This is a genomic window from Pseudomonas sp. S1(2024), from assembly GCF_046557535.1.
The window spans coordinates 19,297-32,575 of sequence record NZ_JBKGFP010000006.1; the positions used below are offsets into that span (position 1 = coordinate 19,297).

Here is a 13,279-nt window from a genome sequence, read left to right on the forward strand (position 1 = left end):
GATGTGCCACAGCGTTTGTGGGGCAGGTGCAAGACCTGCCTCTTTATGCACGGGCAACAAAGGAGAAGCTGTATGCAAGTCAATATCAGTGGACAGCATGTAGAAGTCACCCAGCCACTGCGCGATTATGTGCTTGAAAAGCTCGCTCGCGTGGAAAGTCACTTCGACAAGATCACCAACGTGCAGGTCATCATGAAAGTCGAGAAGCTGCAGCAGAAGGTCGAGGCGACCTTGCAGATTCCCGGCGGCGAAGTGGTTGCCAACGCCGAACACGAAGACATGTATGCAGCGATCGACGCCTTGGCAGACAAGCTCGACCGCCAACTGAAAAAACACAAGGAAAAACAGCAAAGCCTGCTGCAAGGTGCAGCTGCCCGCTGATCCCCCTCATCCATGATCCGACTTGAAACCATCCTGACCCCCGGCCGTTCCCTCGTGAACGTGCCGGGCGGCAGCAAGAAGCGCGCCCTGGAAAAGGTCGCCACCGTCATCGCCGAACAAGTGCCCGAACTGGAGATGCAGGACGTCTTCGAAAAACTGGTCGCCCGGGAAAAACTCGGTTCGACCGGTTTCGGCAACGGCATCGCCATCCCGCACTGCCGGCTTGAAGGATGTTCCGCTCCGGTCAGCGCCCTGCTGCACCTGGAAGCGCCTATCGACTACGACGCCATCGATGGCGCGCCGGTGGACCTGCTGTTCGTCCTGTTGGTGCCAGAAGCCGCCACCGATGCCCATCTGGAATTGCTGCGCCAGATTGCCAGCATGCTCGATCGCAAGGAGGTCCGTGATCGCCTGCGTGCGGCCACCAGCAGCGAGGCCCTGTTCCAGGTTGTCCTGGACGTACAGAACGAGCACTGAACATGCGCCTGATCATCGTCAGCGGCCGGTCCGGCTCCGGCAAGAGCACCGCCCTCGATGTCCTGGAAGACAACGGTTTCTACTGCATTGACAACCTGCCCGCCGGGCTGCTGCCGCAACTGGCGGAAAATGCGCTGATCAACACCGAGTTGCAGCAACCCAAGGTCGCCGTGTCGATCGACGCGCGCAACTTGCCAAGCCACCTGACGCGTTTTCCCGAGTTGCTCGAAGAAGCCCGCGCCCGGCATATCCAGTGCGACGTGCTGTACCTGGATGCCGACGAAGACGTACTGCTCAAGCGCTTCTCGGAAACCCGCCGACGCCACCCGCTGACCAACGCCAACCGCTCGCTCGCGGAAGCGATCCGGGTGGAAAGCGAATTGTTGGGGCCGATTGCAGACCTGGCCGACCTGAAGATCGACACCACCAGCCTGAACCTGTACCAGCTGCGTGATTCGATCAAGCTGCGCCTGCTCAACCAGCCAGAGCCTGGCACCGCGTTCCTGGTCGAGTCGTTCGGTTTCAAGCGCGGAATGCCGGTCGATGCCGACCTGGTGTTCGATGTGCGCTGCCTGCCCAACCCCTACTGGAAGCCCGAGCTGCGTGAGCACTCCGGCCTCGACCAGCCGGTGATCGACTACCTGGCCGCACAGCCGGATGTCGAAGAGATGTTCAACGACATTTCCAGCTACCTGCTCAAGTGGCTGCCCCGCTTCGCCGCCAGCAACCGTGCCTACGTCACCATTGCCATTGGCTGCACCGGCGGCCACCACCGCTCGGTGTACATCACCGAACGCCTTGGCCAGTTGTTGCAGCAATCCCTGAAAAACGTCCAGGTCCGCCACCGCGACCTCTAGCCCAAGGATCCGCCCCACGATGCCCGCCCGTGAAATCACCATCATCAACAAGCTGGGTCTGCATGCCCGGGCGGCAGCCAAGTTCGTCGGCGTTGCCGGCCGCTTCCCCTGCCAGGTCAGGGTTGGCCGTGCGCCGGACAAGCTGGTGGATGGCAAGAGCATCATGGCGGTGATGATGCTGGCGGCCGGCAAAGGTACCCAGGTGCACCTGCATACCGAAGGCGAGCAGGACGACGATGCCATGGCAGCGCTGGTCGAACTGATCAACAATTATTTCGACGAAGGCGAATAAAGTTCGCAGGCCCGCACGGTCCGTGTGGGAACAGCTTTTTAGCACAAAACGCCTGTGGGAGATTGCCCAATCCTTTGGGCTGCGCTGTGTGGGAGCGGGCGTGCCCGCGAAGGCAGACGACGCGGTGTATGGCACCGGCTTCGCCGGTGTTCGCGGCGGTTCGACGCCTCGGCACGCCCGCTCCCACAGCGAAGCCGGTGAACACCCCATCATCCGGCGCAAACCGATGCACAGCCCCAAGCTGGCCAAGCCAGGTCCAACCAGGCGAAGCCGCGCGCCAATAGCAACGCAGTGCCTGCCAGCAACAGCAAAGTCCCGAGCGCCAGGCGAAACAGGCGAAACAGGCGCACGCGGCTGACGGACATCATCTGGGAGCGCATACCGGGGAGACTCACTTCAGGGTTTCGAGGTAGCGGCGCTCCACTTCCGCCCAGTCAATGACGTTGTAGAAAGCACCGATGTATTCCGGACGACGGTTCTGGTACTTCAGGTAATAGGCATGCTCCCACACGTCCAGGCCGAGGATTGGCGTGTTGCCGTGCATCAGCGGGCTGTCCTGGTTGCCGCTGCTTTCCACTACCAGGTTTTTCTGCGGGGTCACGCTGAGCCAGGCCCAGCCACTGCCGAAGCGGGTCAGCGCAGCCTTGGTGAAAGCCTCCTTGAAGGCATCGAAGCCGCCCAGTTGGGCATCTATGGCCTGCGCCAGAGCGCCGTGCGGCTCTCCCCCACCCTGCGGCGACATCACGGTCCAGAACAGGCTGTGGTTGGCGTGCCCGCCGCCATGGTTGGTCACTGCACCACGCAGGTTTTCCGGCAGTTGCCCGACCGCGCCGAGCAGTTTTTCCACCGGCCACTCAGCCCACTCGGTGCCTTCGATGGCGGCGTTGAGGCCAGTGACGTAGGTCTGGTGGTGCTTGGTGTGGTGGATTTCCATGGTCTGCGCGTCGATGTGCGGTTCCAGCGCAGCGTAAGCGTAAGGCAGTGCAGGCAAGGTATGGGGCATATCAGTGAATTCCGTAAGCATGGGTTGGGCGATGACCAACGCGGCCACCGCTGGCGCTTGGGCCGTGACTCAGTGTCAGATACCACCGGCGGTGAGTTTTTCCGGGTCCAGTAGCGTTTCCAGCTGGTCACGCGACAGGTCGGTGTGCTCCAGCGCCACGTCGATGATCGGACGGCCTTGCTTGTAAGCGGTCTTGGCGATTTCGGCGGCCTTGAGGTAGCCGATGATCGGGTTCAGCGCCGTGACCAGAATCGGGTTGCGTGCCAGGGCTTCCTTGAGCTTGCTTTCGTTGACCTTGAAGCTGGCGATGGCCTTGTCGGCCAGCAGGCGGCTAACGTTCGCCATCAGCTCGATGCTCTCCAGCAGGTTGCGGGCGATCACCGGCAGCATCACGTTCAGCTCGAAGTTGCCGGACTGGCCAGCGATGGCGATGGTGGCGTCATTGCCGATCACTTGGGCGGCGACCATGGCGGTGGCCTCTGGAATCACCGGGTTGACCTTGCCCGGCATGATCGAAGAGCCCGGCTGCAGGCCTTGCAGCTCGATTTCGCCCAGCCCTGCCAGCGGGCCAGAGTTCATCCAGCGCAGGTCGTTGGCAATCTTCATGAGCGCCACGGCGGTAGTCTTGAGCTGGCCGGACAGGGCCACTGCGGTGTCCTGCGAGCCGATCAGGGCGAACAGGTTCTGCCCGGGGGTGAACTCGACCTGGGTCAGGCCGCTGAGCTGGCGGGCGAAACCAGCAGCGAATTGCGGGTGGGCGTTGATGCCGGTACCCACGGCCGTGCCGCCCTGGGCCAGGGCCTGCAGTCTCGGCAGGGTAGCTTCGATGTGTGTCTTGGCGCCATTGATCTGCGCCGCCCAGCCATCCAGCACCTGGCTCATGCGTACCGGCATGGCGTCCATCAGGTGGGTGCGGCCGGTCTTCACGTACTGATGCACCTGTGCCGACTTGGCCTCGATCACCTGTACCAGATGCGCCAGGGCGGGCAGTAGCTGCTCGTGCAAGGCCAGGGCGGCGCTGACGTGAATCGTGGTGGGGATGATGTCGTTGCTGCTCTGGCCGCAGTTGACGTGGTCGTTGGCGTTGACGACCTCACCCAGCACGCGACTGGCCAGTGTGGCGATCACCTCGTTGGCGTTCATGTTCGAGCTGGTTCCGGAGCCTGTCTGGAACACATCCACCGGGAAATGCTGGATGAAGTCACCCGCCAGGAGTTGCTCGACTGCCGTTACGATGGCCTGGCCTTGCGTGCTCGACAACTGTTCCAGTTCAACGTTGGCCTTGGCCGCGGCAGCCTTGGCCAGCAGTAGTGCACGAATGAACTGGGCCGGCATGCGCTGGCCGCTGATCGGGAAATTGTCGACCGCGCGTTGGGTCTGGGCGCCGTACAGGGCCTGGGCCGGCACCTGCAGTTCGCCCATGCTGTCACGCTCGATACGGGTATCACTCATCATCAAATCCTTGCATCAGTTCATCGGGAGAAATCGACGGCAGCAGGCGGCAATTGGCCAACTGCATGGCGTAGGGCTGCCAGCGCTGGTTCTGTGCCTCGCGGTCGAGGTTGCGCAGGTCCAGCAGAGGGCGCCAGGCCTGGTCCAGGCACAGGCAGCGCCAATGCCAGGGCAGCATGCGGTCGCAGGCGGTATCCAGCAGCAGGCGGAAGGAAGTCAGCGCCACCGTCCATGAAGAGGTCTCGGTACAGCACACCAGGTAGCGGCCTTCAGCCAAGTAGTGCTCGATCAGGCGCGGTTCGTCGGGCTCGAGCGCACAGCGGATGCGTCGGCTGAGCCAGCGCCAGTTTTCCAGGTAGGGCAGTTCGCGGAGGACGGGTTTCATGAACATCATCGCCGAGTTACTGGTTAATGATATTCATTATTAAGTGATAAATATAATCACTTCAAGAGAGGTGATGAAACAAAAAACCCGGCATGGGGCCGGGTCTTCGGTTTCATTGAAAATTCTGTAGTGCCTGCACCGGCCTCTTCGCGGGTAAACCCGCTCCTACAGATTCTGCATAAGACTGGAGCCTTATGCGATTCCTGTAGGAGCGGGTTTACCCGCGAAGAGGCCGGTACAGGCTATGAATCAGCTACCCGCCACAGTCATCCGCTCGATCAGCACCGACCCGGTATGAATGTTGCTGCGGGTCTCAAGATTGCTGCCAATCGCGACAATCTGCTGGAACATGTCTTTCATGTTCCCGGCAATGGTCACTTCCTGCACTGCGTGCTGAATCTCGCCATTCTCGACCCAGAAGCCTGCCGCGCCACGGGAATAATCCCCCGTCACCATGTTCAGGCCATGCCCCATCAACTCGGTCACCAGCAGCCCACGGCCCATGCGCCGGATCAGCGCCGCCTGGTCTTCGACACCATGGCTGACGAACAGATTGTGCACACCACCAGCGTTGGCAGTGCTTGGCAAACCCAGCTTGCGCCCGGAATAGGTACCCAGCAGGTACGACACCAGCTCACCCTTGTCGACGAACGGCTTGGCATAGGTAGCCAGGCCATCGCCGTCGAATGCGGCACTGCCCAGTGCCCGCGGAATGTGCGGACGCTCGTCGAGGGTCAGCCAGGTGGGGAACAGGCGCTGGCCGATGGTCCCCTCCAGGAACGACGACTTGCGGTACAGGTTGCCGCCGGAGATGGCCGACAGGAAGCTGCCGAACAAGCCACCGGCCAGCTCGGCCGAGAACAGCACCGGCACCTCGCAGGTCGGCACCGGACGCGCACCCAGGCGGCTGGCGGCACGCTGGGCAGCGCGCACGCCGATGCTACGCGGGTCGGCCAGCAGGTTGCCCTGGCGGTTCACGTCGTACCAGTAGTCACGCTGCATCTGGCCGTCGCCTTCGGCGATCATCACGCAACTCAGGCTGTGCCGGGTCGAGGCGTAGCCACCGATGAAACCATGGCTGTTGCCATACACGCGGCAACCCTGGTGGGTATTGAGGGTGGTGCCGTCGGCATTGAGGATGCGCGGGTCGGCGTCGAACGCCGCCGCCTCGCAGGCCAGGGCCATCTCGATGGCCTTCTCTGGCTCGAGGTTCCAGTCGTGATACAGGTCCAGGTCCGGGATCTCGCGTGCCATCAACGCTGCGTCGGCCAGGCCGGAACATTCGTCCTCGGAGGTATGCCTGGCAATCGCCAAGGCCGCGGCGACGGTTTCGCGGATCGCTTCCGGGCCACTGGCCGAGGTGCTTGCCGAGCCTTTGCGCTGGCCCACATAGAGGGTGATGCCAAAGCCCTGGTCGCGATTGAATTCGACCGTCTCGACCTCTCGCTGACGTACCGTGGTGGACAGGCCCTGCTCCAGCGACACCGCCACCTCGCAGGCACTGGCCCCCTGGCGGCGCGCCTCGGCGATGATCGCCTCGACCTGCTCCTGCAATGCTGGCAGGTCCTTCGGACCTACGCTCTGGACTGCACTCATGGTTCTCTCCACTCAAATTCTGCGTTCGGCGAGGGTCATTCTACGACCGGGCCGGACAAGCGGCCCCCGACTGGTTATCATGGCGGCGATTTCTAGCGGACTGCCACCATGGTTGATTCAAACGACGACGCCTTCGACGGCGAAAAAAGCAAAACTCAGATCAAGCGCGAGCTGCATGCGCTGGTCGAACTCGGCGAGCGCCTTACCACGCTCAAGGCCGATACTCTGGCTCGCCTGCCGTTGACCGACGAGCTGCGCAAGGCCCTGGCCGAAGCCAGCAAGCACACCGCTCACGGTGCCCGCAAACGCCACATGTCGTTTGTCGGCAAGCTGATGCGCGTGCAGGATCTGGATGCCATCCACGCCCTGCTCGAACAGATGGACAGCTCGACCCGCCAGTACAACGAGCGCTTCCACGGCCTGGAGCGCTGGCGCGACCGGCTGATCGACGGTAACGACGAAGACCTCGAGCGCTTCGTCAGCGAATACCCCGACACCGACCGCCAGCAACTGCGCTCGCTGGTACGCCATGCCCAGCACGAGAAGGCGCGGAACAAACCGCCTGCCGCCGCGCGCAAGGTGTTCAAGTACATCCGCGATCTCGACGAGCTGCAGCGCGGGTTGCGCTGACAGGCTGGGCCCCTGTGGGAGCGGGCAAGCCCGCTCCCACACCCGAAGCCATCACGCCCCTGTACCGCCCACGGTGATCGCATCCAGCTTCAAGGTTGGCTGCCCGACCCCCACCGGCACCGACTGCCCGTCCTTGCCGCAAGTCCCTACCCCGCTGTCCAGCGCCAGGTCGTTACCGACCATCGACACCCGGCTCATCGCCTCCGGGCCGTTGCCGATCAGGGTCGCCCCCTTCACCGGCGCGGTAATCTTGCCGTCTTCGATCAGGTAGGCCTCACTGGTCGAGAACACGAACTTGCCGCTGGTAATGTCCACCTGGCCACCGCCGAGGTTGGCGCAGTAGATACCCTTCTTCACCGAAGCGATGATTTCCTGCGGGTCGCTTTCGCCCGCACGCATGTAGGTGTTGGTCATGCGCGGCATCGGCAGGTGCGCGTAGGATTCGCGGCGGCCGTTGCCGGTCACCGCCATGCCCATCAGGCGCGCGTTCAGCTTGTCCTGCATGTAGCCCTTGAGCACACCGTTCTCGATCAATGTGGTGCACTCGGTCGGGGTGCCTTCGTCATCCACGCTCAGCGAGCCACGGCGGCCTTCGAGGGTGCCGTCGTCGACAATGGTGCACAGGCTCGACGCCACTTTCTCGCCAATGCGGCCGCTGAACGCCGAACTGCCCTTGCGGTTGAAGTCACCCTCCAGGCCATGGCCGACAGCCTCGTGCAGCAGCACGCCCGACCAGCCCGAACCCAGCACCACCGGTAGAGTACCAGCCGGTGCCGGGATCGCCTCCAGGTTCACCAGGGCCTGGCGCAGCGCTTCGCGGGCATAGCCCATGACCCGCTCTTCGGTGAAGAAGCGGTAGTCGGTACGCCCGCCACCACCCTGCCCGCCACGCTCGCGGCGGCCATTCTGCTCGACGATGACGCTGACGTTGAAGCGCACCAGCGGGCGCACGTCGGCGGCCAGGCTGCCATCGGCCGCAGCGATCAGGATGCGCTCCCAGACCCCGGCCATGCTCACACTGACCTGCTGGATACGCGGGTCCAGGGCACGGGTGGCGGCGTCGACACGCTTGAGCAGCTCGACCTTCTCGGCACGGCTGAGCACATCCAGCGGGTTGTCCGCCGGGTAAAGCGCGGTCACGTCCTGGCTGCGGAAGGCCTGCACCTTGCCGTTCTGCCCGGCACGCGAGATCGAACGGGCGGCACGGGCGGCAGAGGTCAGCGCTTCGAGGTTGATCGCGTTGCTGTAGGCAAAGCCGGTCTTTTCACCGGACTGGGCACGCACGCCCACGCCTTGGTCGAGGTTGAAACTGCCCTCTTTGACGATGCCGTCTTCCAGCGCCCAGGTTTCCGAGATCTGGCCCTGGAAATACAGGTCGGCGGCGTCGATGCCGGGGCCGGCCAACTCACCCAGCACGCTCTGCAGGCTGTCCAGGGTCAAGCCGCCTGGGGCCAGGAGCTGCTCGCTGACGGTGGATAACATCTGGCTCATAGTCACTCCGAGGTGTGCGCAGGCCGCAACGCGCCCTGCGAGAAAAAGCGCCGGTGCGATACCACCGGCATGCGCGCCCGGATGGACGCTTGTTCGTCAATGTCGCGTTCGGCGAGCAATACTGCTTCACCTTGCGCCTGTTCAGCGACGATGCGCCCCCAGGGGTCGACGATCGCCGCATGGCCATGGGTTTCCCGTGGCCCCGGGTGGGTGCCGCCCTGTGCCGCAGCCAGCAGGTAGCACTGGGTCTCGATGGCACGGGCGCGCACAAGCACTTCCCAATGTGCCGCGCCCGTTACCGCAGTGAAGGCGGCTGGCGCAGTGATAAGTTCCGCGCCGGCGGCGCGCAGTGCGCTGTACAGTTCGGGGAAGCGCAGGTCGTAGCACACGCTCAGCCCCAGCCGCCCTACTGGCGTATCGGCCACTACCACTTGGGCGCCGTGGGCATAGTCGTCGGACTCGCGGTAACGGCCACGATTGTCGGCAACGTCCACATCGAACAGGTGCAGCTTGTCATAGCGTGCCGCTACCTCACCGTGTTCGTCGATCAGCAGCGAGCAGGCATGGGCCTTGGCTTCAGGTTGGCCGACCGGTGGCAATGGCAAGGTACCGGCGACAATCCATAACTTGAGGTCGCGGGCGGTGCGTTTCAACCATGGCAGGATCGGCCCTTCGCCCAACGCTTCGGCGCGGCCGATGGCAGCGGCGTCCTTGCGGCCCATGGCAGCGAAGTTTTCCGGCAGCACCGCCAGCCGTGCGCCGCCAGAGGCGGCCTGCTCCAACAGGGCACCGGCGCGCTGCAGGTTGGCCAGCACATCGTCCTGGCTGACCATCTGGATTACCGCTGCCTTCATGGGCACTCCTAACGGGATTTCTCGAAAGGTTTCACAAATGTGATTCTAGGCTCTTTCACCGGACCTTCGACACGGTAGTGCACGCTGGCGAAGCGTGACACCCGGTCACCGATCAGCCGGTCCACCAGGAATAGCGCCCCGCCCACGGCTGGCGCGCCGACAATCAGGGCTGCCAGCGGCAGGTTATTGGTCACTGGCAGACTTACCTGCAGGTTGGCATCGACCCGGTCGCGCACCAGGTCCAAGGTGCCGTCCAGCTCGAAGTTGCTCGACGGGCCAGTCACGGCGATTGGCTCGCGGGTCACATAGACACCGTCACTGGCTACCAGCAAGCCTTTGACACGGTCGTAGGCCAGGCCCTTGTCGAACAGGTCGGAGAAGTCCAGGCGCAAGCGCCGGCCGATGGAGTTGAAGTTCAGCAGGCCGAACACCCGCAGCGCCTGGGCACTGCCCTCGACCTCCACGAACTGGCCGGTGCGCAGGGCTGCGTCCATGCTGCCGGAGAAGCGCTTGAGGCTCACCGAGGCCGGCGAACCCGGCCAGCGGCCATCCACATCCAGGCGGAAGTCGCGGCTGGTCACGGTCGGCGCAAAGCCCCAGGCCTTGAGCACATCCGCCAGGTTGTTGCCGTCCAGGCGCCCTTTGTACCAACTGCCGGTTTTTCCCGGTTCGCCTTCCCAGCCACCGCCACCATCGATACGCAGGCCTTTGAAGTCGAGGTCTATATCGCTGGCGGTCACGCCACGCGCGGTCGGCCGCAGCTTGAGCGACGCACTGCCGTACAGGTCGTCACCGCGATAGAGCTTGTCGATGCTCAGGTCCAGTGCCGGAACCTTGCGCGGGTCGAACGAAGCCAGCGGGTCCGGGCCCTCCTCGGCCTGTGCCTCTGCCTGCTTTTCAGCCGCGCTGGCGGCGGGCAGGCGCAAGGTCTGCATGCGCACCACCATTGGCGCGCCCTTGGCATCCGGCACCCGGGCGTTGCCGATGACTTCCTTGCTATCGAAGCGCAGATCCCAGGCGGGGCCACCACGGGCCAGGCGCACCACGGCCTGGTTCAGGTCGAGGCCAAAGGCTTTCAGCTGGCCGATGCTCAGGTCTACGCCTTGCAGGTTCTGCCTCGCGCTACCGCCCGGGTCATCGCCAGCCAGGCGCGCCGCCTGTTCCTGCCAGGGCCCCAGGTCCAGCGTCTCCAGGTGCCCGCGCACTCGCAGGCCCTGGCCGGCAGGTACCTGGGCATCACCGGCGCCCAGCAGCAACTCGCCACGCCCCTGCCCCAGCTTCTCTGCCGGTGCGGCATAGGCAAAGCGGGCAAGGTCGGTGTAGGCGACATCGAAGCGCCGCTCCGGCCCCTGGAGGGTCATGCTGAAGCGTGTGTCACGGGTATCAGCCACTGCCTTGCCGAACGGTGCCGGCAGGTCTATGGCCAAGCCCTTGAGGCTGGAATCGACACTCAGACGGTTGTCCCGGCTACCCAGGCTGAGCTGCAACTGGTAAGGCAGGTCGCCGGACGCCGGCAAGGCCTGCTTGAACTGCAGCCAGTCGGTCAGAGCCTTGAGTGACACCTGGCCGCTGGCGTTGACGCGTGTCTGCATCTGCCCGGGCTGGCCTTCGGCGGTGATTTGTGCCGTAACAGGCTTGCCGAACGCTTGCAGGCTGATGCCCTTGCCGCTCAAGCCCTTGTCCAAATCAAAGCTGAAGTCACCCTTCAGGCGGCTCAACTCCAGACTCGGCGGCGCAACCTTCAACCGCGCATCGTCGGTGGCAAAGTCTACCTGCACTTTCGGCCGCTGCCCGCGGGCCAACGGGATGTCGAGCTTGACCTTGCCCTTGAGCGGCCCCTCGCCCTCCCAGCCGGCAAATATCTCGCCAGTGCCGATTGGCGCCTCCTTGAGGATCTTCAGGCCATCGCCCAGGCTCCCGTCGAAGTCACCATCGAGGTACAGGTGGCTTTGCTGGCCCTCATCGACATGCGGGATATCGACGCTCACATTACTGACCTTGGTGTCGAGCAGTACGCCACGCTGGGCCTTGATGCGCACACCACTGTCCTCGATGAACACATCGCCATCCACGTGCTGCACCTGCGGCCAGCCCGGCTGGAAGTCCAGGGCTGCATCACGCACCTTGAAGAACAGGCTGATGCTGCGGGCTTCCGGCGCGACACCATGGTTCAGCGAGCCTTGGTACTGGAAGTAGCCTTCGTCCACCGTGCCTTTGACGATCGCACTGCGCAGCCATTCGTCGAGTGCCGGGCTGAGCACCTCGGGCAGGTACTTGGCGGTGTAGCGGCCATCGCCTTCGGTCAGGCCGACGCGCAGGTCCATGTAGTCTTCACGGCCTTCTTCGAACAACAGGCGAATGAGGAAGTCACCGGCGATCTTGCCCTCCTCGCCCAGTACCTTGAGGTAAGGCGCGACCAGGGTGAAACCCTCCTTGTCCAGGGCCCAGGTCAGGCGCGCATTGGCCTTCTGGTAATGCCAGGGTTTGGCGAAGATCGGGTACAGGTGCAGCATGAACGCATCGGTATCAAGGCGCAGTTCGCCATGACCAAGGTCTCCGCTGATGCTGCCGCTGACATTACCGGCTGCCGGGGCATTGTGATAGGCATCGAAACCGACCTTCTCCAGGTTGGCTTCGAACTGCAGGCGCTGGTCACCCTCAGCCTTGGGCCGGGCTACCAGACGCACATTGCGCAACGCGCCGGTCACATTCAGGCCATCGACCACGGCCATGACCTTGTCCGGCAGTGGCGCCAGGGCATCGACGAGCGGTGTCAACGGCGTGAGGTCGAGGCGGTCGGCCTGCACGTTCCAGCTTTCCGCGGCAGCGTCCTCGCCTGGACGCTGCTGCAATTGCAGGTGCGACTCCCAACGGGTCTTGCCGACGTCCATGGCCAGGGAGTCGACTACCACATCGAAGCCTTGCTCCTGGCGCTGGAACCAGGCACCCAGGGCCAGATTGTTCAGCTTGGCCGCCTTGCGCCCGGCATAGGCACCGTGCAGCTCCGGTGCATTGAGGCGTACAACGGCCTGCTGCAACTGCCCCTTGCTCCAGTCCACCCAGAACTCGCCGCCCGCCCGCAGGGCGTCGGCATGCCACTGGCCCAGCAGGCGTGGCGGCAACCAACGCGCCCAGTCACTCTGTGGCAGGCTCAAATAGGCTTCGACCTGGCCGTCGCGCCAGGCGCTGGGCGTGGCACGACTGCGCAGGTTCAGCGACAAGGGTTGGCCATCGGGCAGGGTCGCGCGCAGGTCCAGGGCATGGCGCGAAGCTCCGGCCTGCAGGCCAACGCTCACATAAGTGAGGGTCAACGGGTCGCGCTGCCAGGGGTGCAGGGTGACCTGGCTGTCGAACACATCGATGCGGCCCAACTGGCGCAGGCGCTGCAACAACTCGGCGGGGTCGAGCGGCGCATCGTCCTTCTTCGGCAGGCCTTCGAGGCTCCAGGCGCCCTGCTCGTTCTCGCGCAGAATCAACTGCAGGCCGCCCAACTGAATGCGTGCCAGGCGTACTTCTCGGGCAGTGAGGCTGGCCCAGACATCGGGGACTACCTTGACGTCGTCCAAGCGCAGGGCTGTCGCCCCATCGCCCAGTTGCAGGTCGCGCACCCGCAGCACCGGTGCCAGGCCGCTCCAGCGACCTTCCAGGGCACCAACGTGCACGGGCAGGCCCAAAGCCTGCTCGGCCTTGCTTTCCACATCGGCTCGATACTCGGCCACCAACGGCACCAGTTCGCGGCCGAGGCTGACATACAGCGCCACCAGTACCGCCAGCAGGGCGCAAACGCCCAGCGCCCAGCGGGTCAAGGCGACAAGAACGCGGGTCAGACGTCCCATGGCCATGGCCCTCCAGGTCGTTTAT

General features: G+C 64.0%; 12 protein-coding genes. 5 read left to right on the forward strand and 7 right to left on the reverse strand.

Annotation, left to right across the window (positions count from 1 at the left end):
• Window positions 1-72 precede the first annotated feature (72 nt).
• Genes hpf through ACLCGK_RS04600 form a run of 4 tightly spaced genes read left to right on the forward strand, consistent with a single transcriptional unit; the run spans window position 73 to window position 2,007 of the window.
• A complete protein-coding gene (hpf, locus tag ACLCGK_RS04585) occupies window positions 73-381 on the forward strand; it encodes a ribosome hibernation-promoting factor, HPF/YfiA family (RefSeq protein ID WP_003255135.1) in 309 nt (102 codons plus the stop codon).
• Between the two features lie 12 nt (window positions 382-393).
• Window positions 394-858 (forward strand): PTS IIA-like nitrogen regulatory protein PtsN, encoded by a 465-nt coding sequence (ptsN, locus tag ACLCGK_RS04590; protein WP_015269060.1) that lies wholly within the window; start codon window positions 394-396, stop codon window positions 856-858.
• A 2-nt stretch (window positions 859-860) separates the two neighbouring features.
• A complete protein-coding gene (gene rapZ, locus ACLCGK_RS04595) occupies window positions 861-1,715 on the forward strand; it encodes an RNase adapter RapZ (protein WP_013971076.1) in 855 nt (284 codons plus the stop codon).
• A gap of 19 nt (window positions 1,716-1,734) precedes the next feature.
• A complete protein-coding gene (locus ACLCGK_RS04600) occupies window positions 1,735-2,007 on the forward strand; it encodes an HPr family phosphocarrier protein (RefSeq protein WP_013971075.1) in 273 nt (90 codons plus the stop codon).
• Window positions 2,008-2,398: 391 nt separating this feature from the next.
• Here the strand turns inward: ACLCGK_RS04600 and ACLCGK_RS04605 are convergent, their stop codons facing one another.
• From ACLCGK_RS04605 to pmbA, 4 genes are all read right to left on the reverse strand, one after another.
• Complete coding sequence (locus ACLCGK_RS04605) at window positions 2,399-3,010, reverse strand: superoxide dismutase (protein WP_410951378.1); 612 nt, start codon at window positions 3,008-3,010, stop codon at window positions 2,399-2,401.
• 75 nt (window positions 3,011-3,085) lie between these two features.
• Complete coding sequence (locus tag ACLCGK_RS04610) at window positions 3,086-4,462, reverse strand: class II fumarate hydratase (RefSeq protein ID WP_410951379.1); 1,377 nt, start codon at window positions 4,460-4,462, stop codon at window positions 3,086-3,088.
• Complete coding sequence (locus ACLCGK_RS04615) at window positions 4,455-4,856, reverse strand: hypothetical protein (RefSeq protein WP_013971072.1); 402 nt, start codon at window positions 4,854-4,856, stop codon at window positions 4,455-4,457. Before ACLCGK_RS04615 ends, ACLCGK_RS04610 begins: the two co-directional genes overlap by 8 nt.
• Before the next feature lie 240 nt (window positions 4,857-5,096).
• On the reverse strand, window positions 5,097-6,443 hold the full coding sequence (pmbA, locus tag ACLCGK_RS04620; protein WP_410951380.1) for a metalloprotease PmbA: 1,347 nt from the start codon (window positions 6,441-6,443) through the stop codon (window positions 5,097-5,099).
• Window positions 6,444-6,551: 108 nt separating this feature from the next.
• Here pmbA and yjgA point away from each other — a divergent pair, with 108 nt between their 5' ends.
• On the forward strand, window positions 6,552-7,073 hold the full coding sequence (gene yjgA, locus ACLCGK_RS04625) for a ribosome biogenesis factor YjgA (protein WP_025337817.1): 522 nt from the start codon (window positions 6,552-6,554) through the stop codon (window positions 7,071-7,073).
• Between the two features lie 51 nt (window positions 7,074-7,124).
• Here yjgA and tldD read toward each other — a convergent pair whose 3' ends face one another.
• From tldD to ACLCGK_RS04640, 3 genes are read right to left on the reverse strand one after another with little or no spacing between them, the layout of a single operon-like run.
• On the reverse strand, window positions 7,125-8,564 hold the full coding sequence (gene tldD, locus ACLCGK_RS04630) for a metalloprotease TldD (protein WP_024086333.1): 1,440 nt from the start codon (window positions 8,562-8,564) through the stop codon (window positions 7,125-7,127).
• Window positions 8,565-8,566: 2 nt separating this feature from the next.
• Window positions 8,567-9,418, reverse strand: a complete 852-nt coding sequence (locus ACLCGK_RS04635) for a carbon-nitrogen hydrolase family protein (protein ID WP_015269054.1) — start codon at window positions 9,416-9,418, stop codon at window positions 8,567-8,569.
• Between the two features lie 8 nt (window positions 9,419-9,426).
• The gene (locus tag ACLCGK_RS04640; protein ID WP_410951381.1) at window positions 9,427-13,260 is read right to left on the reverse strand and encodes a YhdP family protein; all 3,834 of its coding nucleotides are present in this window, start codon (window positions 13,258-13,260) and stop codon (window positions 9,427-9,429) included.
• Window positions 13,261-13,279 lie beyond the last annotated feature (19 nt).